This is a genomic window from candidate division KSB1 bacterium, from assembly GCA_022566355.1.
Lineage (GTDB): Bacteria > Zhuqueibacterota > JdFR-76 > JdFR-76 > DREG01 > JADFJB01.
Window position 1 is genome coordinate 1 of the sequence record JADFJB010000045.1, and the last position, 22,726, is coordinate 22,726.

The 22,726-nt window shown below is 38.7% G+C and carries 14 protein-coding genes; 3 read left to right on the forward strand and 11 right to left on the reverse strand.

Annotated elements, in window-relative coordinates:
• Nucleotides 1-87: 87 nt before the first annotated feature.
• The 3 genes from IIC38_09670 to IIC38_09680 form a co-directional block, all read right to left on the reverse strand.
• On the reverse strand, nucleotides 88-1,227 hold the full coding sequence (locus IIC38_09670) for an aminotransferase class I/II-fold pyridoxal phosphate-dependent enzyme (protein MCH8126217.1): 1,140 nt from the start codon (nucleotides 1,225-1,227) through the stop codon (nucleotides 88-90).
• Between the two features lie 106 nt (nucleotides 1,228-1,333).
• Nucleotides 1,334-5,401 carry a T9SS type A sorting domain-containing protein gene (locus IIC38_09675; protein MCH8126218.1) on the reverse strand — a complete coding sequence of 1,356 codons (4,068 nt, stop codon included), beginning with the start codon at nucleotides 5,399-5,401 and terminating at the stop codon, nucleotides 1,334-1,336.
• A 115-nt stretch (nucleotides 5,402-5,516) separates the two neighbouring features.
• Nucleotides 5,517-6,062 (reverse strand): hypothetical protein, encoded by a 546-nt coding sequence (locus tag IIC38_09680; GenBank protein ID MCH8126219.1) that lies wholly within the window; start codon nucleotides 6,060-6,062, stop codon nucleotides 5,517-5,519.
• A gap of 117 nt (nucleotides 6,063-6,179) precedes the next feature.
• On the opposite strand from IIC38_09680, the gene IIC38_09685 reads away from it, so the two are divergent.
• Entirely contained in the window at nucleotides 6,180-6,683 is a 504-nt protein-coding gene (locus tag IIC38_09685; GenBank protein ID MCH8126220.1) for a class IV adenylate cyclase, read from the forward strand.
• 20 nt (nucleotides 6,684-6,703) lie between these two features.
• Here IIC38_09685 and IIC38_09690 read toward each other — a convergent pair whose 3' ends face one another.
• The 8 genes from IIC38_09690 to IIC38_09725 form a co-directional block, all read right to left on the reverse strand.
• A complete protein-coding gene (locus IIC38_09690; protein ID MCH8126221.1) occupies nucleotides 6,704-7,606 on the reverse strand; it encodes a DUF4249 family protein in 903 nt (300 codons plus the stop codon).
• A 109-nt stretch (nucleotides 7,607-7,715) separates the two neighbouring features.
• Nucleotides 7,716-9,965, reverse strand: a complete 2,250-nt coding sequence (locus IIC38_09695; GenBank protein MCH8126222.1) for a TonB-dependent receptor — start codon at nucleotides 9,963-9,965, stop codon at nucleotides 7,716-7,718.
• A 628-nt stretch (nucleotides 9,966-10,593) separates the two neighbouring features.
• Nucleotides 10,594-11,127, reverse strand: a complete 534-nt coding sequence (locus IIC38_09700) for a GNAT family N-acetyltransferase (GenBank protein ID MCH8126223.1) — start codon at nucleotides 11,125-11,127, stop codon at nucleotides 10,594-10,596.
• 526 nt (nucleotides 11,128-11,653) lie between these two features.
• Nucleotides 11,654-14,095, reverse strand: a complete 2,442-nt coding sequence (locus IIC38_09705; GenBank protein MCH8126224.1) for a SpoIIE family protein phosphatase — start codon at nucleotides 14,093-14,095, stop codon at nucleotides 11,654-11,656.
• A 39-nt stretch (nucleotides 14,096-14,134) separates the two neighbouring features.
• Nucleotides 14,135-15,496: a sigma-54-dependent Fis family transcriptional regulator gene (locus IIC38_09710; GenBank protein ID MCH8126225.1), complete on the reverse strand. Its 1,362-nt coding sequence runs from the start codon at nucleotides 15,494-15,496 to the stop codon at nucleotides 14,135-14,137.
• A 14-nt stretch (nucleotides 15,497-15,510) separates the two neighbouring features.
• A complete protein-coding gene (locus tag IIC38_09715; GenBank protein ID MCH8126226.1) occupies nucleotides 15,511-16,914 on the reverse strand; it encodes a hypothetical protein in 1,404 nt (467 codons plus the stop codon).
• Nucleotides 16,904-17,395, reverse strand: a complete 492-nt coding sequence (locus tag IIC38_09720) for an NYN domain-containing protein (protein MCH8126227.1) — start codon at nucleotides 17,393-17,395, stop codon at nucleotides 16,904-16,906. The genes IIC38_09715 and IIC38_09720 overlap by 11 nt, the downstream gene beginning before the upstream one ends.
• A gap of 195 nt (nucleotides 17,396-17,590) precedes the next feature.
• Nucleotides 17,591-18,031, reverse strand: a complete 441-nt coding sequence (locus tag IIC38_09725; protein ID MCH8126228.1) for a DUF488 domain-containing protein — start codon at nucleotides 18,029-18,031, stop codon at nucleotides 17,591-17,593.
• Nucleotides 18,032-18,356: 325 nt separating this feature from the next.
• On the opposite strand from IIC38_09725, the gene IIC38_09730 reads away from it, so the two are divergent.
• Nucleotides 18,357-19,292: a hypothetical protein gene (locus tag IIC38_09730; GenBank protein ID MCH8126229.1), complete on the forward strand. Its 936-nt coding sequence runs from the start codon at nucleotides 18,357-18,359 to the stop codon at nucleotides 19,290-19,292.
• A 273-nt stretch (nucleotides 19,293-19,565) separates the two neighbouring features.
• A complete protein-coding gene (locus IIC38_09735) occupies nucleotides 19,566-22,613 on the forward strand; it encodes a carboxypeptidase regulatory-like domain-containing protein (GenBank protein ID MCH8126230.1) in 3,048 nt (1,015 codons plus the stop codon).
• Nucleotides 22,614-22,726: the final 113 nt, after the last annotated feature.

Below are 22,726 nucleotides of genomic sequence, written 5' to 3' on the forward strand. Positions count from 1 at the left end.
ACCTCATACCTCATACCTCATACCTCATACCTAATACCTCATACCTCATACCTCATACCTCATACCCAATACCCAATACCCTATACCTTAATTCCCAATCCCTATTTCCACACCCATTACCTTCTCAAAAGCACTGGCAAAAAGCTTCATCTCTTCAGGTTTGGCCATGCTCACCCGGCACCAATCATCATATGGAGGAAAGGGCCGGCCAACGATGATGCCGTGCTGCTCCATCGCTTTTTGGAACTCTTTTATGGGTCGGCCGGTGTGGAAAAAGATGAAATTAGTATGGGATTGCAAATATTTGCGCCCGGCTTTTTCTAAAGCTTTGTAAACGATTTCCCTGGATTCGAGATTTTTTTGCCGGCTAAAATCCTGGAATTCCTGGTCTTGAAAACTCGCAATAGCGGCTCGCAGTCCAATGATATTTGTGGTGCCGGTTATATGACGTGCGAGATTTTTAATGGTTTCAGGATCGGCAATGCCAAAGCCTACACGAAGTCCGGCCAGGCCATGGATTTTGGAGGCTGTTCTTGTAACAATAATATTATGTCCATCTTTAACCATGTCGATCATGGTGTCATATTGAGGATCGGTCACATAGTCAAAATAGGCTTCATCAACCATGACACAGGTATTTTTGGATAGCTCCTCACACAGTTCTCTCAGTTTGTCTTTTGGAGTGATTGTCGTGGTGGGGTTATTGGGATTGCATAAATAAACCAGTTTAACATTTTTGTTCATGGCTTTTCTGATCCCATCCAGATCAAAATGTACATTTTCATCGAGTGGAATTTTATGGATCTTGGCTCCGATCCGTTCGGCATAGCGATAGAGTCGCCCATATGTTGGGTGCGGAGTAATGATCTCACCCTGGTTCAATCCGTATATCAAGCCGGCTACATTCAGAACTTCAGTAGAACCCGAGGTTATGATAACGTGATCCGGAGTTACACCTACTTGTTCTGCAAAGATTTTCCTTAAGGTATTATAGGCATCTTTCGAGTAGAGATTCCCTTCATTAAAAGCTTTGATCATCGCTTTACGAGCTGCTTGTGAAGGGCCATAAGGATTTTCATTAAACATCATTCGAATGGGTGAATTTGGAGCGGCGTTAACTTCCGGAATGAGTCCAAGGTTTAATCCACCATATCCTGCTAACAATGTCCCTCCTAATGCAGTGCTACTACGGGCCAGCCATTGCCGGCGATTCAATGTTTTAGACATGGGACCGTCCTTTCATTTAATGGTTTGAATATTTTTACCACATATAATTAAGTTAGGGTGTTAACCATTATTTAACAAGTTTTCCTTATTTTATGTTTAACTTCTCTTACCTGACCAAGGTCATTTTTTGGGTTTGAACAAATTGATCAGCCTGCAATCGAACTATATATATACCACTTGGTAAATCAAAATTGTGGTCATTTTTAGCATTCCATGTAATCGTGTAGCTACCCTTCTCTTGTTTTGTCCCGGCTACTAACGTTCTTACTTTCTGGCCAGTTATATTAAATATGTTTAGCGTAATTTTCGCAGAGCTTGGCAACGTGTATTGAATTTCAGTGTCAGGATTAAAAGGATTTGGATAGTTTTGCTCGAGGCTAAAAAACTTGGGAACATTGTCAGTAATTTCTACAGAGGTTGCGGCTTCCTGAATTTTTAAATTATCGATTGCCCAGCCCCAGCCATTATTACTAACATCGGAAGAAAATCGAAACCTGATCAAAATCTGATCACCCGGAGAAAAAGTATCAAGCAGGTTTATCGTTCGGTTTTTAAATAAAGCCGGATTTCCATCATTTTTAGCATTGTAGGCTTCCAGCCAAAAAGAGTCAGAACGCGCATCGTATCCCTTTACGAGCGGCTGCCAATTCTCTATTTTTTTTGATCCCTCGACAATGACATAATCTTTAAAATTTGAATCGCCAAATACGGAGCCTTCATCACCAGGCTCGACCAGGACGATCTCATCGAAAGTTAAGAAGGTATTTGAGGTTTGAACAAGTATGGGTGTTAATAATTTATAGGATATATTTCCACTTTTTAAATAGGGATGAAGACTATGAATGGCGCCGTCGGAAAAACCATCCGGAGTTGTGATTTGGAAGCCAATGCCGGTAAAGTCATCTGTTTCTGTATTAAAATCATTGCTGTAAAATGTTTGAGCCGGCTTAATATCCAAAACATCGATTTCCCTTTGTGATGTTTTATATTTTCTACCCTCTTTGAAAGACAAGATGGTTGCGGTAATTTTTCCGTTAAACTTAGGATTAACTATTATTGTAGTGTCTAAAACGGTTGTATTGAATAATGTAAAAAAAAGTTCATTGTTTAGAATAATATGCGTCGAATCGTAAACCGATCTCAGGTTAATATTGATTGGCAGTTGTCCGTCTAGGGATTGACTGAGTGGATTTAATCGTGGGGATAATGTCACAACCGGAGGTGAATAAGATGCAAGCTCGGGAATTGTCACGGACCAAATTCCGCGGCCGTGAGTGGCAACGATAACTTGATCATCGACAACACGCATTTGCCAAATAGAAACCGCCGGCAGACCGTTGTTAGAAAAATTCCAGGTTTCACCACTGTCGGATGATTCGAATAGTCCAATTTCAGTGCCGGCCCAAATTATGTTTGTTTGGTGGGGTAAAACTAAGAGAGAATAGGTGGCAACATCCGGGAAGCCATTATTGCTAAAAGTGTTCATATGAAAGCCGGAAATATCCTGCCACCTGTTGCCTAAGTCGGTGGTGCGAAGTATTTTTGGCGAATTCGCAAATGAAAACAAGGCATATGCTGTAGAATCGTTAGTCGGATGTGTTGCAAGGCCTGTAATGTTACCCATCACGGACTCATAATTATTAACGGGCGTAAAAGAAATCCCGCCATCCACGGAAACATGGAGTTTATTATTCGTTGCCATCTGACTACCGGCCCAGACAATTTGCGGATCAGCTAAAGATATTTTCACTGGCAAACGACGGTTTGAAAATCTCCAATTCTTATCCGAGATTGCACTTAAGATCCAATCTTCAGAAAAATTATCAGATCTCCATACACCCCTGTCACCGGTTGTAAAGAGTAAATCCGGATCGCTATTGGTTTTTGCAATGGAAGTAAAGAAGGGGAAAAAATCTAAAAGTCCGGTTACGGAAGATTCCCAATTCAAGCCTCCGTCTACGGAACGATAGATTCCATTAAATTGAGTTGAAGCCACTATTTTTTGTGGATTCTTATAATGCCAGGAAACATCAAAACCATCTCCCGGCAGTTGCTCCAGCCATTGGCTCATCTCGTCCCCATTGCTCGGCGAACGCCAGGTGCCATTGTCTTGCATTCCACTGATGTAAATATCTTCCCCGGGTTTTTTGTCAACACCATAGTGTTGGGTGGTGTTATAACCATTTAAAGTTTTTTCCCAATTCGTACCACCATCTTTGGAAATTTCAATTCCGCCGTCATTGGCATTTACTATCCAAAACTGGTTCATAACTTCATCAATGGGTACAACCGTCAAATTATGATGATCTGCATGAACAAAAGGGAAAAAGCCACTCTCGTGATCCGCATTAGGCCTATCCTCGTACCAGCTTGTTAATTCTGTCGATCGTTTAAATAATAGGTGAGCGCCGTAGTTTATGAAAAGGTTTGATTCCGGTAAATTTTCCGGATCCCAGGAAGCTTCGCTTGTGAGGATCGGCCAAATAAAGTAGATGTTTTTGTAAATCTGCCCACCGGGAAGGGCTATAGTAGGATCGGGTGCGTCCGGATTATACTCCACAGAATTGATAAAAATATATTCCCTTCCCACGATGTTGTTTTCAATTGAGGTTAAGTTAAATTCCATGTCATTATCGCTGTCCCGGAATGAAACCATTATCTGGCGCTGATTGGTTTTATCCCAAACCTGAAATGGCACATCGATGTAATCTTCATATGTATACGAATTGGGCGGAATTCCCGGTCCATCAGGAGCCGAAAAGCGATGCGCTTTTTGCTTTATCCCCGGGCCGAATCGAAGTTCTACGGAAACATAGTCAAATTTGTCGATACCCATAGCGTCGTCTTTATCGACTAAAGTAAGACCTCCGTTTGCGTAGGTAGTGCCAAAATCAACAAAGGATAAAAATGATGCGGTGTTGTTCTGTTCAACATTGATAATAGTTCCCCCAATTCCACCATGTGCCTGGAAATCGGCTCTCCAGATATTTAAACCACCAAAGAAGACAATGTTTTTATCGAAGGGATGAACTGCAATTGCGTTGTTATACCAGCCCTGCGCCGCAAGCCAATTTGGATTCTCTTCGATTTCTTCAGAAGAAAGCCGCCAGCTAATGGCGCCATCCTCTGAAATATATAGATTGGAAGTAAAAGCATTCACTTCCACGGCAGCATAAAGCCTGAAAGTATCCGTGGCTGCGATTGCCAGTTCTATCCTTTTCATATCCTCGATACCCGAAGAAGATAGATGCCAAGTCATTCCGCGATTAAAAGATTTAATAATTCCCACACTATTTACACAAGCATAAAGTGTATTGAAATTGTGGGGATTGGCGACGATTTGCTGGACCCGGTTTGTACCCGCATCATAGACCTGCAGCCAGCTTTCACCACCGTCCGTCGAGAGATATATATGGGAAGTCTTCCACTTATCCGGTCGAAAAAACCCACTATTCACTGCAACCAGTAAAACATTTTCATCCGAAGGATCGACGACGATCCGGTTGATGTTTTCAAAATGAAAATTATTTACGAGTTGCTGCCAGGATTCACCACCATCTATGGATTTAAAAATCCCATCGCCGGTGATACCGCTAAAATTATAAAATCCCTCCCCGGTTCCTGCGTAGATCACATTGTGATTTGCCGGCGACATTGCCAGAGTAGTGGTTGCCAGGTTTGGCAAATCCGGGGTTTTGTTAACCCAGGATTTGCCGCCATCAGTGGTTTTCCAAATGCCTCCGCCAACAGATCCGGCAAACCAGGTATTGTGAGTTGGGTCGCCCGGATGAATGATTAATCCCCGGGTTCTCCCACCTAAATTGCCAGGACCTCTTTCTTGCCAGGGAAGGGTAACGTTTCTGGATTTCGAAAGAGAATTGGTTTTCTTTGCTTTTTTAAGCTCAAGGATTTTGTAGTTAGCCGGATAACCATGAACGGTTTCTCCTGTTCTCGTGCGGATTTCATTATAAAACTGAACAAATTGGTCCGGTTGATCCGGTTTGACTTTGTTTTGTTTTTTGTGATTTTGGAATTTTGTGGGTTTAATTAACGATTCAGAAGCATTGTCTTCGGTTCCGGATACAGGCGTTTTATTGCTGATCAAATCCAAAGATTCAGCAAGTATGGAAATTCCAATAACTGCTATCAAAATTTGAAAGGATTTCTTCATCATTTGATATGAATTGTACTTTCAAAAAATATTAGACCGGATCAAAGCTGTTTTTTCTTTTTTGACAGGATTAACAAGATATACTGGATTTTTATCCTGATAATCCTGTTTATCCTGTCTAAAAATGACCATCTAGATTTTGCAAGATCAAATCTGATACGAATTGCTTCGATATTTTTTGATCGTCTAAATGGTCCGAGACAACTTTGATGCAATAAATTTGAGATGCCGATAAAAAATTGGAAGCTGCTTCATAATAACCACTTGCCTCCATGTCCACAAGTTCTAGATTGTCCACATTGGTATTTTCTCTCGATACTGCTTGACTGAAGGATTCCAGCCTAGCTTCTTCCAAATTATGATTTTGTAAAGCAGCAGGGAAAAAACTTCGTCCGGACTCATGATCAGTAATCTTATTCACCAAGACTGCCGCCCCAATGCTGTGATGTTTGGCAGAACCGGCAATGCCAATGTTGAAAATAATTGAAGAATCCAGGTTTTTGGCCTGAGATAACAGGAACGTGGTAGCTATGGCCGATTTCATTTTTCCGATTCCACTAACAATGAGAGAAATGTTTTCATCCAGAAACTGGTTAAATTTTCTATTGGAAAAATCTTTGTTTAGCTTAAAGTGGTCAATGAATGGCCGGGCTTCGCAATTCATTGCGCATACAATGTTTAGCATTAATTACCTTAATCACACAACCGAAAAATTCTCTTGCTAAAGTAATAAATAATTTGATTTTAAACAACAATACGAAATAAATATATCTGGATAGAAATGAGAAACATAGAAGTTAAAGCAGAATACCCGAATCTCAAGCTTGCTGAAGAGCTTTCCATTAAGATTGGCGCTCAATTCCAATGGCGCAGAAAGCAGGTGGATACTTATTTCAATGTAAACCAGGGAAGACTAAAACTGCGTGAAGCTGAAAATGAACCGGCCGAATTAATTGGCTATTTCAGAGAAAATATTCCCCAAAGTAGGGAAAGCCGATACCAGCGCCTGGCGGTTGAAAACAACGAAGAACTTAAAATGATGTTATCTGAAAATTTGGGTGTTTCAATTGTGGTGTCTAAAATTCGAAAGTTATATCTATACAAAAATATTCGGATCCATCTAGACGAAGTAGACAACCTGGGTAATTTCATAGAGTTTGAAGGCGTTTTAAATAAAGGGGAGAATGAACCGGATACCAACCAGTGTTTGCATGATTTACAGGCCAGATTTGAAATTGGCAAAAATGATTTGGTTTCAGTTTCGTACAGCGACCTTCTTTTTTAGCTCAAGTAACAATAGATTTTTTATGGATCGGGGCGGGTTACTAGTATCTCTACAGATACACGTGATAAACTGGCAAAAATTCCGGTTCCTCCATCTACATGTTCGATAATTGCAGGTATTTCGCCTGGAGATAGGGTGGAGCCCCTGATCTGAATATCCCGGCTGCGAATAAAATCAAAAAAATTATCATCGATCGCGTTAACTGAAATTTTGTTTGGTCCAAAAAAGTTAATTGCGATCCATGGAATCTTGATAGTCAAAGTGCCATCCTCATTTAAATCATAGTTCCCCTCATTAAACGGGGGCGATTCATGGATAATAAAATCTTTCAGATCATCCTCTTCCGGATCAAAAAAATCTTTTAAGAATGGCGTTAACTCCTCCAATTTAGGATTAAGTGATTCAGTTGAAAGTAGGAAAATATTTTGTCTGCCAGGATAAAAGCTCCGAGTCACTGTTATTTCAACTTGTTCTTTGGATTGAAATTCAGTAAGAAAACGATTTACTTTAATGATTGAAAAACTATCAGGGACAATGGTGGTTGCCTGCAAAAAATCTTCATTATTGTCAAAAGTAACAGTTAACTCATAAGTTCGATTGGGTTGGACAACAGCACCGGATTTTGTTGATAAATAAATTCCGTCTATAATTTGCACGTAGGGATAAACCTGGCTAATCGTTCCATTCTTGTCTAATAGCTTGATTTGAACACTAGCCCTTGAAACCGCTTGTCTTTCAAAATAGTAAGGTTGACCAAATGGTACGGTTCTGGAGAGCCTTACTTCTGGTAGAGGTTCTAAGGCAATTAGATAGGATTCTAAGATATACTCTGACTCAAAAGTTTCTTGTTCTGTTACACCACAACCAATGATGCAAAAGCAGAAGAGTAGAATTATAACGCGTTTACTGTTTTTTATATTCATTATTGCTCTTTTTATGATTTAGCGATATCCTATTTCATTTATTTATCATTTAATAAATCCTGTCTTAATCATTGTAGGTTTTAATCAGTGTAAGTCTGTGGCACCCAAATTAAAACTCCAATGAAAAAGATAAACTGGGGATAATGGGTAACATGCGGACGTCGTCCCGTTTAATCGGGTTTTCATCGAGATCATATGCATAAAACCACAGGTTACGCCGTGAATATAGATTGACTATTTGAATTTGAAGTTGATAATCTGCAAATCCCAGGAACTTCCCAAATCGAATAAATCCCAGGTCAAATCGATGGTATGAGGGTAGCCTTGAGGAATTTAAGTCACCAACAATAAAAGGCGCACGATCTGAAGAGTTTGTAGGATATTTTACGTAATACGTGCCTAAAACAGGTGTAAATGTCTGGCCGGTTGCATAGTTAAACACAGAAGTTAATCGCCATTTTTCACTCAGCTTATAATTCATCACAATATTGATATCATGAACCCGATCGTATTTAGGTGGATAGTATTTATCATTATTATATCCTGGAAATCGGCGACGACTGGTTGCCCAAGTATAACCAATAAAGCCGAACAACCTTCCTTCTTTTTTTTCCAGAAAAAATTCAGCGCCAAATGCATACCCTTTTCCAAACCGAAACAGGTCTTTATAGTCTAGCCCGGCAGGATCGGGAACCCGGGGATCAAATTCAAACAAATCACGCATAGTGCGATAATAAATTTCAAGATCAAAATGAAGCCCTTGTTTTGGTCTTGTTTTAAACCCTAAAATAAACTGATCACCCCAAGATGGAGGCACACCTTCATCAGTTGTCAGCCAGGTATCGAAACCGCTAAAGGCTTCATTGGTTATTAGGGTTAAAAATTGGTAATACCGACCCAATGCAACTTGTGTTAAAAATCTTTGACTGAAAATATGTTCAACTGACAGGCGGGGTTCGAAACGAATGTAATCGCCGGCGGAGAAGAAATTACCTCGGATGCCTCCTTTAATGTTCCATTTTTTGTTGGGTTTCCAGGTTTCTTCAAAATAAACCGATCCGTATTTTGCATTGATTTTTTCAGACAAAGTTTCTTCTTCATCAAACCGGTTTCTAAATGTGAGGTCTAAATCTCCTGCCCAAAAGCCGGCTTTCATTTGGTGATTTAAACCAATAAATTCGAAGTCGCCTTTTGCGGAAATATCCAATATCTTATTGTCTCGTTCGATTTTTGTACCACTGATGTTTATGCGAGGATAGTTAAAATAGCGTGATCCGGTGAGTGTAAAAACGGAGAATATTTTCTGAGAGAAGATATGTGTCCAATTTGTACTTAAAGTTAAATTTCCATATCTTAAGTCAAAATCGGCATCATCGGCGAAAGGAAACTTAACCTTATCCAATCCTGAATAAAGCGATATATTCAGCTTGTCATTGGGACCTGGATCATAATTAATTTTTCCGTTAAGATCATAAAAATAAAAAGCATCCGGGACATCATCAACATTGTTCCGTAAAATTGCCAGCATAGGTTCGAGTGTGGATCGTCGAGCTGCGAGCATCCAGGAACCTCTTTTTATGGGGCCTTCAAGCATCAAACGACTGGCAATGGTCCCAATACTTAACCGTCCTTGGAATTCCTTGCGGTTACCGTCCCTGTTGTAAATATCGATTACTGAACCGAGGCGACCCCCATATTCGGCCGGATAGCCGCCCTTGAAAATACGAACATCTTTAATAGCATCGGGATTGAATGTCGAAAAGAAACCAAAAAAATGGGAGGGGTTGTAGACAGTGGTTCTATCGATTAGAATAAGGTTTTGTCCCGGGTTACCGCCGCGAATATAGAGTCCACTCGAAAAATCTGAGGCAGCTTTAATTCCCGGCAGCAGTTGGATCGATCGAAATAAGTCGGCTTCCAAGATTGCAGGTAGTTGTTTAACCATTCTCAACTGCATATCTACGACACCAACCGGCTTCGCTTCATCAATGGCCATTTCAGCTTCTATGATTACACCCTCCGTTTCGATAATCGATGGCCGTATTTCAATATCCCGGCGAAGATGTTGTCCCGATGAGATTGTTATTGTTTGTTGATATTTATCATAACCAATGTAGGATGCAACCAACGTATATCGACCAGAACGAATGCCAGTAATTCTAAAATAACCGCTTCTATTCGAGGTAGCGCCTTGCAGTGTCTCTGCGAGGTAAATATTTGCATGGATTAACGTTTCCCCGGAACTGAGGTCCTTTATAAATCCATCAATTGATGCAGACTCTTGTGCGTTTGAGGGGAATCCGCAGAAAAGTGAAATTAGAATTAAAATCAAGAGTTCTGTGGCCGTTTTTTTTATCATATCTAAACTTTTGAAAAGTAGTACTAACCTGCATAATTCATGAATCATGCTTTTAAGCTTAAAACTCCCATCTGTGTCACCCAGGAGGGGTCTATTTCCAAACATTTGAAAAAGCTGAGATTTAAGCATAAAACATAGTGAAAAAACCATTTCCTAGATTGAAAGTGATTAGGTTTATGAATAGGTCAGGCTAATTAAACATGAATATGAATTTGATACGAAAACTATATTATTTCATATAAATATTTTTATTTGTTTTTCATATTTATAAAACTTAATAGACCACTTCGAATAGGTCGTTGCGGAAATTAACGAAGTGGTCTCCGCGATGTTTGTCCTGCTAGTTAAACCATTCCTAATTATCATCGCAATATTCAATGACAACAAATGACACTTTATAATCAGAATTTGACAATTCATAACTATTTATTCTGAAACATACATTATTTTGGAATCATTCCACTAGTCTGTGACAGCTTTGTTTAACTCGTCACGATCTGTTTCAAAGAAATGTAAAGCGATAAACTTTAAATGGAATCTTTAGATTATGGTTCCCTTGTTAACGGTGTGCTAAACCTGGATTTGATTAAGAAAATTCAAACTAAATTGATCCTAAAGTTGTTTTCGGTCACCTGGTTTTAGAATAGCTATAACAATCCCTTGGAATTTTACTTCGGTTAGGCAAAACAATCCAGCAACGAAGAACCCCCTCTCTTTGTAGCCCTGCTTTTTCAAGTAAACTGGCAGAAGATGTATTTTCCACATCACAAAAAGCCCAAACTCGGTATATTTCATCCTGGCTGAACGCCCAATCAATAATTGGTTTTAGGGTTTCAATCATATAGCCTTGATGCCAGAACTGTTTGCCCAATAAATATCCCAGGTTTACACCGTGCTCGTTGATTCTAATCCCTACCATACCAACCAATATATTGTCTTCTTTTCTAATAATAGCCCACGGAAAATCAGAATCGGAGCTCCAGCTTGTTTGACATCTTTTTAAAAAATCTTTGGTGTCTTCGATACTTTTATGGGGTGGCCAAATTAGATATCTTGTGACATCTTCATCCTGGGCATATTGCTCGAATATGGAATCAGCATCTTCAATGATCGGTAAACGCATCAGAAGACGCTCGGTCTCAAAAGTATAAGGAGGTTTAATTCTCATAATATCTGAATTTTTGTTTATAGTTAGCGTCCGAACTAGAACTCGATATCCAGTGTCATTGATATTTTTTCATTCCAGTTAAGTGGATCCCCGCTAAAAGCGAGGTTCTCGCACGCAATCATAAGGTTCATCATAATAAAAGATACTTTGACATAATTCTTTGTATTGATCGCAATCCAATTCCGTAGGAGTGAAATGTTTATAGGGAAGGTATAAGTCTCTGATTCGGAACTCCGGAGGAGTGGAATATTTGCATTTAGTGTAATCATGCTTAACAACAGAATCCTATATTTCACTCCTAAAGGAGTTTTCATGTATTTTTTTAGAAATTTATAACCTATAAATATTCCATCCCGATATTTGGTAATTCATTTATTGAAATTATGATGATAGTTTCAAACTAATTTTAAGACATCGAGTTCAGGCTAGTAAAAAGATTTTTAGTAATTTTAAAATAAGTATTCATTTGGTTGATGATCCAAATATAACGAATTAGATGTTTGGAATTTTAGTTTGTATTTCAAAGAAATCGAACAATGACAATCGTGATGTCATCTGTCTGTTGAGAGTTAGCTTGAAAATTTTTCAGATCATTAAGGAGTAAGTCTTTTAATTCACCGGCTGAACTAAACATTCCATTTTCAACGATATCTTGTAATCTCTCCTCTCCATAAAGTTCGTGGTTTTGATTCATTGCTTCGGTCAATCCATCGCTAAAGAGTATAAAATAATCGCCTTTATGTAATTTAGTTTGGCGCTCTTCAATGGATTCATCAAAAATGTTTCCTTCTTCAAGACCTAAACCGATGCCATTGCCAGTCAGCCATTCTGTTGTGTTTTTCCTTTTTATGAGTGCCGGTGAATGTCCTGCCCGGCAAAAAGTGATTTTATTGAGTTTGGTATCAACCTTAGCCAGGGCCATTGTGATGAAGGATTTAGAGTCCAGGAAGTTGTAAATCCTGCGATTTACATCCATCAGAAGTTTTTTGGGACTGCTATGAATTTCGGCGCCCATCTGGATCATCCCTTGCACTTTTGACATATAAATAGCCGCCGGCATACCTTTTCCGGAAACATCTGCAACGAGAAAGAGTAAACGATTTTTTGGTAAAGGAATATAGTCATAGTAATCTCCGCCAACTATACTTGAAGGTAAAGAAATTCCGGTAATTTCAAGTCCCGGAATATTCGGATCTTCTTTTGGAAGCAATCCTTCCTGGATATTACGAGCCATCACGAGTTCATTCTCAAATGCTTGTTTTCGTAAATCTTCCTGATGCAGTCGCGAATTCACAAGAGCGATTGCGGCATTTCCTGCCACTGTTTGCAGCAGATCCAAATCTTCCATACTATAAACCTGACCGGAAGCTTTTGGCCCAAGTCCGATTAAACCTATCATAGCATCCTGGTAAAACATTGGGACAGACAATACAATTCCAGCTTTCTCAATTTTTACTTTCTCGGAAAGTGAGAGGTTATTGTAACTTGCATCTTCTTCTATTTTATAAAACAGACAACAAGATTTCTCTTTTTTGATAAGCTCAATAAGGCTGTTACTTCCATCTTTCCAATTAATTCTGGAGCTCTTTATTCCTTTTGTTTTGAATCGAAGCACATATTGATTGGATTCTTGATCATACAAATTGACCAAAACATTCGTAACCTTCATGGCATCGGATATCGTATCTGCTATATGTTTTAAAATGCCCGGCATATCAGTAAAACCCGGCAGATCCTGGCTCAGTTTAAGCAAGGTTTTTTGATATTGGTATTTGTTTCTATAAAACTGCCGATCGACCAGGTTTTGGATGGCGTTTCTAACCGGTTGAAAAGCAATTGCAACAATTACCAGAAAAATGATATTTGAAGTTTGGCCGGCAAAACCGAGATTATTTGCCAAATATTCACCCAATTCCATCACAATAAGAAAATAGAGAAGTACAAAAAAACTGGTGAGCATACTGTAAACCAGGCTTTTTTTAACAATGATTTCCACATCCATTAGACCATATCGCATGATTGAGTATCCAAACGATATTGGCACAAATCCCATCAATCCAAAAACAAAAGCGACTGCAGTTTCACCTAAGACATTCACTACGAAATCTGGGAAATAGGCGAAAATGCCTAATGGCATGAATCCTAAAAACATGCCAAATTGTATCACTCGAATCGATTTTCGTTCGTGGGGATTGGTGATTTTATGTGAGTTTGAGCCAAGTAAACCGAATGCAGCGAAGAAATAACATCCAATAATTATATTTTCCAAAATGGATTGTTTGTTGATGAATAGGACATACGTAAATGCCAAAATCGAGGGTAGATAAAAGAGAAAAACAGCCTTGGGATACTTATGTAATAAAGAGATTCGTTTTGGAAAATTCATAAAAAAGTGAACCATGGAAGGCCCCCAAAGAATCATACCCGCTGTATGGATTGTAATAATTACATCATGAAATGGTTGATTGATAGATCTTGAACTGAAGACGAGCATGATGAAAAAGGTCGCTGAGAAAAAATAGAAAAGTCTTGCTGTGCGCATTTCCGGTTTTTTGATAACCACAACAAAACCAACCAAAAGAAACAACATACCAACCAGATAAAAAAGTACAGGCATTAATCTATTTCGTTGTGCCAATGTAACTACAACGTCAACTTCTTCGCTGCCTCTACGAATTTTGAATGCTAGCTTGTCGCCAGGTTGGTGTTTATTCCTCCAAGTCAAAAATTGATTGCCATCAAAACCCAGCAGAACATCGTTTACTTTAATTCCTGCCAGGTCAGCAGCTCCTCCCTCTGTTATATATGTAACTAGAATTTCACCGGTTTCGTCATTTTCCTGCAATCTGAATTCGACTAAAACCTGGGGATCAAAATGGATCCGGTGTAAAAAATTTGAGGTTGCGGCAATTACTAATAGTATTGTGATCGCGGAGTATAGTATTTTTAACTTGTTACGCATATTTATTCTCTAAATAGTTAGAAATTTCTGTTGGTCTCATTATTGGTTAATGAGTTCTTTGACTCCCAATCGATCCATCATTGAATACAGTTTTCTTCTTGTAATTCCAAGTAAATTTGCAGCTTTGCTTTTATTCCCTTGTGACTTGGTTATGGCTTGATAGATTAACTCCCGTTCATGTTCATCGAGGTTAATTCCTTTATCAGGAAGTTCAGAAAAACCTTTTACTGGTTTTTGTGAATGAATGTATAGTGGAAAATGTTCTTTAGATATGGATTGGTCACCACATAAGATTGTCGCTCTTTCAATGGCATTTTCTAATTCACGCACATTCCCCGGCCAATCATAATTTATGAGAGATTCAAGGGCTGTTGGTTCTATGGTTATAGCTTTGTCTTTGGAAAAGTTTTTAATAAAGTGATCCACGAGTTCCGGTAAGTCTTCACGTCGCTCTCTAAGAGGCGGTAAAAAAATAGGGAAAACATTTATGCGGTAATATAAATCTTCCCGAAAACTACCTTCTTTTAAGGCGTCTTCTAAGTTCCGATGGGTAGCTGCTAAAATTCTTGCTTCTAATGAAATTGATTCATTTGCTCCCAACCGTTCAAATTTTTTGGTTTGAAGAACTCGAAGTAATTTAACCTGGAGACTTGGAGATAGGTCGCCGATTTCGTCCAAAAAAATAATTCCTTTCCCGGCAATTTCAAATTTTCCTTTTTTAATCCGATCTGCCCCGGTAAATGCACCCTTTTCATGGCCAAATAGCTCGCTTTCCAACAAGTTTTCCGGGATTGCACCACAATTCACAGCTATAAATGGTTCATCGGCTCGCGAACTGTTTTGGTGAATTGCCAGGGCAATCAGTTCTTTGCCCGTACCACTTTCGCCTCGAATCAAAATTGTTGTGTCACCGTTACAAATTTTTTCAACAAGTTTAAAAACATCTTGCATTTTCCCTGAGTTACCGGTAATATTATCAAAATTATAGCGTGTTTTTAGTTGCCGGCGTAGATCCCGGTTTTCTGTCACTAAACGTTTATTATCCAATAACCTATCCACTCTTAACCGTAATTCCTCCATATCAAATGGCTTGATTAAATAATCGTACGCTCCGCGTTTCATAGCTTCTACAGCGGTTTGAGCAGTAGCAAAGGCAGTCATCAGAATCACATCTGTGTCCCGGGAGTTTTCTTTAATTTTATCAAGCAGTTCCAGACCCGTAATTTTCGGCATTTTGAGATCCGTGATAACCAGGTCGTAGTGCTTCGTTTGGAATTGTTTAAACCCTTGCTCACCATCGAAGGCAACATCAACTTCAACCTGATCCGATTCAAGGCAGGCTTTCAGTATTTCACACATTCTTTCTTCGTTATCAATTACTAGAATTGATCTGGAATCCATATATGATTTCCTTTTTAATGATTTTCTACAGGTAGATTAATTGTGATGGTTGTACCATTACCTGGTTGACTTTCAACTTCAATATTACCGCCATGACCCTCTATGATTTTTTTTGATACCGGCAGCCCTAAACCGCTTCCGGAGCTTTTCGTGGTATAGAAGGGTTCGAAAATAGCATCTGGATTTTCAATACCCGAACCGGAATCAATAATCTGAACCTGGTAAAAATTCTTATGTTTATTGCTTAAGTAATTTGTTTTAATAACAATGTCACCTTCGGACTCTATTGATTGCATTGAATTTCGAAATAAATTGATCAAAACCTGCTGCATGGCGTCGAGATCAAACGGGAATGGTTCAATTGCTTTTGCATCAAAGTGAAATTTGACCTTACTTTGTTCGTTATTGAGTTTCATCTTTTCGATTGTAGCTTCAATCAATTTATTTAAATCATTTTTTTCAAAATTTAATTTAGATTCTTTACCTAGAAGTAAAAAATCATTTACCAATTTATTGAGCCGATTTACTTCATCGGGAATATACTGAAACAGTTGGTCCGGCTTCTTTTCATTTTGATACCTGGACTTAAGCACATCGGCAGTCCCGCGAATAATACCCAACGGATTACGGATTTCGTGAGCAAGCACAGCCGACATCTGGCCCATCATGGCTAGTCGTTCCGATTTTGATAGGGATTCTTGAGTGCGAATTAACAACCTCAATGCATAAAGGATGAAAGTGACAAACAGAATAAAAATTCCGATACTTACAGTCGCAGTAACAAAGAATGTGTTTTTATACTGTTCCACTAAATCAAAAAAATAGGCATTGGCCTCGGTTACCAGAATACCCATCGTTTGCCCGGTTAAATTGTGTACTGGTGCATATGCGTTCATGAATCGTTGATCATTTAAAATGTGAATAGGACTTGCAACCGGAATACCGGACCAAGCTTGTTTAATAGTGGTAGAATCCTCTTTTAAATAGGCATGTGATATGTCAAATTCAAAATCTGAATAACTATCAACAATGGTAGTATATTTTGCATCGATAATAAACAAGCCTTCCAATTGATGGGTTTTCTTAATGCTCATTAATTGATCTTGAATCAGAAGAAGTGTGATTTGATTTTCTTGCCCGAATTCTAAGGATAGTAGCCCTTCATCCTGTAAATTTTTTTCAATTAGATTTGCTGCTAATATCGCAACTGATTTCAAACGAAGCTCTTGCTCGGACTCAAGTTGCGCTCGCATTTGATTAAGTAAAAAGAAATTGCCTAAATTAAAGATGATCAATAGAACCAGAAATCCTCCGATGATCATGTAAACTGCAAGTCGTCTCCGTTTTATGATCGATTGAAGCTTCTGAGACCAGGACGCTTGTAATTCCAAATCCTGCTGTATAGGTTTATTTTTCATTTCCCTCAGTATTATTGAAAATGTCAACCCAGTTTTGTAATTCGTGTTGACTCATTTCCTCTTGCAAATTAGGCGAGGGGCTACTTTTTTTTGAATCAAGATATTTGCTGTAAAACTCCTCCGAGCGTATTGCCTGGGCTTTTGCACTTTTAGCGTATTGGTAAACAGAACTGTCAGAAGAGACCACAAGTAAATTCTTAGGATTTTTGGATTTGTCCACAAATTGTTTGATAACCGTATCGGCAATTTGAGGTTTGATTGAATAAATAACGTGGATCTTATTAATCGATTGATGGCTTGGTTGCCCAACTCGATCGCCATCAAACACCAAACGAATACTTATATTCTTCCGGGATATTAATCCGGTTAGTTTATTGATTAACTCAATTCTGGCATGTTGAATATCAATTTTCAAAAACTCACGCAATTCTTTGACTCGGTGAATCAAATTGTATCCGTCTATAATGATGCTTGGTTTCATGCTTGAAAACAGCTGATGTTTTTTTGATCTCTATGTTTTTAAATTACTTTTTGACAGGATCAACAAGATGTAGCATAAGCATCGATTTCGATAAAAATTGAATCAATCCACTCTTTTCTGGTTTTGATATCCTGTAAATCCTGTCAAAAAAAATGAACAATACTAATTAATTTTAATTAGTTAAAAATCCTATTATTAAAATAATGAGATCGGGTGAGAAATCGCCCGGTTTTTTTCCACAAGATGCAATACCTGCCAGTTTAACCGAATAAATTTATCGGCAATAAATTTTCTATGACAATGTAAATAATTTTTTTCGGCACACATAAAACAAGTATTTTCGTATTTTGCAATTTTAAACAATTCTTTCATGCCTGAAATAAATGAGTCTGATTTCATGTACTTCGAATAGTCGATATTTCTTTTTCCTCCCAGATCTTTACCGAGAAAACTGTATTTGAGTCCTTCAGGACTATTGGAAAATGAGTCTTCAAAGGCTTCTCGATTGAAATGTGGAAATCGGTTTGAAACCGGGTAATGTCTGACATCCACAAGATGATTGATTTCGTAATTTAACAAAATAGATAAAAAATCGGAGAAGCTTCGGTTACTATGGCCAATTGAATATACCTTCACTTTTCTGGTTCACCTCAATATTATTTGCATTGTCTAATTTAAAAGTGTGTTAGAATCGGTGCAACTGTTTTTACCTCTATTACCATATTATCGTACCTTTAGGTTCATGTGTCTGTACCAAATGGTACATAATTTCTGAGGTTAAATCTATTCAGTTTTATGATATTGAGCGATTTTGGATAGTTTGTGCTTAAAACAGGGTCACATGAACATTTTTTTAAAGTGGCACAAAGTTTGACTTATGAAAGAGCGGAATAAGTAACACGGGCCCAAAAAAAGTGACAAGATCATTGAAAAATTTAACAATAAACAAAGGAGAAGAACAATGAAAAGGAATATTTGGATTAGAATGTTATTAGCGCCATTAGCTGTTGGACTATTGTTTGGATGTTCAAAAGATCCATCTTCATTCGATTTGGATTCTGATGAAGAAGCTATAAGGGCATTAATTGAAGAAAATGAAGATTATTTTACAACTGCCGGAATCAATGATGACGGCGCTCAGCCACTTGTTTATTCTATCGATGGATTTGGTAAAACGGCAAACCTTATCGATCCACTTCGATTTGGCCGTAAAGGTAGATTTCAGTTAGAACATCTGTCAATCGACAGAGTCGATGATTCAACTCTTGTAGCCACAATTATAAAATCCTTTAATGGCAATTTCCTAATTCTCGCTTCGGACACAACAGATTCAGTCGCCCAGGGAATTCTTTATACAAAAGACATGGAAAATGAAATTGTTCGTAAAGCGATATTCAAAAAAAGAGGAAATAGCGGAGACCGTCGAAAAGACTGGAAGTTGAGAAGAGTATCCGGATCAGAAACGCAAAGCCCTGAGACGACACTATCATTTGTAAATATAACCATACAAAACTCCGATGGGCAGGAATGGTCCATTGAAGATCCTCTGGAATTCTTTAGAGACTTGGAAGCTATTCCAACACTGCAACCAGGTGATTCTGTAAAAGTATTTGCAAAAATTAATAATTCTTCACCATACCTGGAAAAGCCTGGCGAGACTGTTTCGCTGCGATATAAGAATGATCGCCGGATGCGACGCGCAAGGAAGGGCTTGAATGATGATGGAGTATACCCTGATGAAGCAGCTGGGGATGGAACCTACAGCGGATACTGGGTTGTTGGTCAAAGACGTGGAATTTACCATGCCTTTGTCGATGCAATCGACAACGGTACTATCTATGATGACCAGCTACAATATAATTCTAAAATATGGGGATTTACCTACATCGTCAAATAGCGGAGTATGGTAAGGGAGAGGGAGCTTCGGCTCCCTCTAATTATTATAATAAGAAAAACCAGGAGAAAAAATGACACTTAAATCAGTTAGAAAGTTAAAATCTGCAACCATTTTTGTTAAGAGTATTTTTTTTCCATCCGATTTAACGAATAGTTATTCACAATATTCAAATATCTATCTTGAAAGAATCATTCATTATAAATCTACAAGATTGGCTTTCATATCTGTAAATCAAACTCTTAATTTTTATATTTCATTAAACAAGGAGGTATCATGAGGCAATTTACTAAATATTTAAACAGTGTCGTTCTTGCTGTATCCGTATGTCTGGGACTGTTTAATTCGGAAACACCAGCACAGCAACAAACAAATGAAATTTTGGTTATTTCACCGGAAGAAGCGAAAGTGCCAATCCAGGGAACGGTTCGTTTTCGAGCACAGCTATTTGGAGTTTCAAATTTTACTGCTTTAACTGCCGATCGGATTGATTGGAAAGTAGAGCCTGAAGATTTAGGAAGAATAACCGATGATGGCTTTTTTATTGCGGGCAACAAACCCGGTAACGGAGCTATAATCGCGACTGCAATATTATTAAATCGTGAAGTTAAAGCCAGAGCAAAAATAGTAGTAGGGGAGACCGATGTTGAAGATCGCACCAAACTGGAGTTAATTGTTCAGCCGAAAAAAGCCGCGTTAGGTTTTGGAGATTCACTAAGATTCCATGCTAAATTGAGCTATAAGAATAGCGATAAAGTTGTTCCGAATCTACTCGTTAACTGGTTGGTTAAACCGAGGCATATTGGAAAAATCAACCAGCGTGGATTATTTGTCGCCGGGAATGATCCGGTTCAGGGCGAAGTGATAGCATATATAGAGTACAATGGAACCAGGATTTTTGGTGGTTCGCAAGTTGTGGTTGGCAGTCGTCCTAATGCCGCTGCAGCCGGCAGAGTGACAGATGAAAATTCCGGAGAAGGAGTAGAGAATGCAGCAGTTGTGGCTTATCGGATAGGCCACGTACGTTGGTCCAGAAGAGTGTTAACTGACCCTGATGGAAATTATTTACTAGAGAAATTGATCCCGGGCAAATATGTACTTTGGGCCAAAGGTAAAGGATATATCACAGAATATTTTGAGGAAGCTCAAAGCTTTAAAGATGCAACACCAGTGCAGATGGCTGAAAATGACACTGCAAATGGAATTAATTTTACTATGAATCATGGTGGAGTAATTGCAGGAACGGTTTACAGTAATGTTAACTCATTGCCACTTGCTCATGCGCATGTTAGTGTTTTCGGTAGAAATAGTTTAGATGTAAATTTAAAACACCATAGTGTAACAGATGAAAATGGGAATTATATAATAGACAACCTGCGTACGGGTGATTATTTGGTTGTAGCTGATAAGCCAGGTTACCAGCATGAGTTTTTTGATAATGCGGTTAGACCGGATGAAGCGACTGCTGTGCATGTCGAAGTGCCGGATACCACAAATGGAATTGATTTTTCTCTTTCAATGCATGGCGCCATTTCAGGTCGCGTTATTGTAGATGATTCGACAAACGCCCCCATTAAAGGAGCCATTGTATTTGCCAGGGATTTGAATAATTCACGTTCGGATCGTGACAAAAAAGTACGCACAAATGAAAATGGTGAATACTTGTTGGAATTGGATCCTGGCTTTTATTTAATGGGTGTCGAAGCAAAAGATTATAATAATGAGTTCTTTGATGATGTTTTCATTCCTGCTCTAGCTACTCCAGTCCAAGTCATAGAAAATGAACATACAGGCGACATCAATTTTGCACTTCTGCCTTTGAGTACAATGAGTGGTGTAGTAACAGATGGTAATGGCAGTCCAATTGAGAGAGCTTCCGTTTTTGCATATCCAGAAGTCGGCCAGGGGCATTCGGTAAAAACCGAAACGAACGAAAACGGGGAATATTTATTAACCGGGTTATATGCCGGCATTTATTTTGTAAAAGCAAACGCTAGAGGATTTCATCCCGAGTTCTACTTAGAGGCAAAGAGATTAAGCGATGCTACTCCTGTTTCTGTTGGTATAAATGAGCAAATTGGGGATATTGATTTTACTTTAGATGCCGCTTCTGCAATCGAAGGGATTGTGGTTTCGGAAGATGAAGGAAATCCTCCACTGGCGAGAGCACTGATCATCGCAAAATTGATTGGCGCACCCTTTCAAAGTAAAGCTTTCTCAAATGATGATGGAAGTTACCGGATTGATAACCTTCCTGCCGGATCTTATTATGTATATGCAATGGCAAGAGGATTTCATCGGGAATTTTTTGACAATGCCGTAACTCGTGAAGAAGCTACTGTAGTTGATCTGGATGTGGCAGAAGTCGAAGCCGGTATAGATTTCAGCCTTAAACCTATTCCTGATCACGAAGGATCTATCAGTGGTTTGGTGACCGCAGATTTAGACAGCTTACCAATCCCAGGCGCAATCGTGGTTGCGGTGGGCGCTCAAAGTGGCCCGCCATTTTTTGGTGTGACTAGTGCTGATGGACTTTATGAATTAAAGGGTTTACCCAATGGTGATTATTACGTAATGTCTTGGGCCGATGGTTATATTGGCGAATTCTTTGATGATGTCCACAATTGGCATAAAGCAACATTGGTGAATGTTGTTTCACCGCATGAGTCATCCAGTATTGATTTTGCCTTGGCCAAAAAACGCAATGGCCCTTATAGAGTCCGAGGCAAGGTAGTAACACGGCAAAATCAGCCTATTGCCAATGCATTGATATATGCAAGATCTAAGCGTGGAATAGATGGATTTGCAGTTAGTGATGAAGAAGGTAATTATGAAATCAATGAGATGGCAGCGGGACAAGTTCAGATAATCGCTGCAGTACCCGGATTAAAGCAAAACAACGACAATAATTTAGCATCGGATGATTCAGTAACCGTTGATTTAAATTCCGGGAATGACAATTATCAAGCAAATATTACGATGGATGGTGATGTCGCAACCGGTGTCGATGCAATAGATGGCGCGATTCCGGAAACATATGGATTGGATCAAAATTATCCGAATCCATTCAATCCGGAAACTACAATTCAAATACACCTGCCAGTTAGCGGAGAAGTTACTCTTAAGGTTTATAATTTATTGGGACAGGAAATTGTAACCCTGGCAAACGAGATTCTGGAAGCCGGAAATCATGTGCTAAACTGGAACGGATTGAACAAGTTTCAAACTCAAGTGCCGTCGGGAATCTATTATTATAGAATTCAGGTAAAGAACGGAAAAAATGTCACTTTTGAACAAATTCGAAAAATGACTTTACTGAAGTAACTGAAATCATATCTCATTGGCGCTCCTATGGATGGGGGCGCTCTTGAGGTATGGTATTTGAACTTGATTTGCCTTTTGGATTTTGTTCTTATAAATTTGTTATCAACTATTGG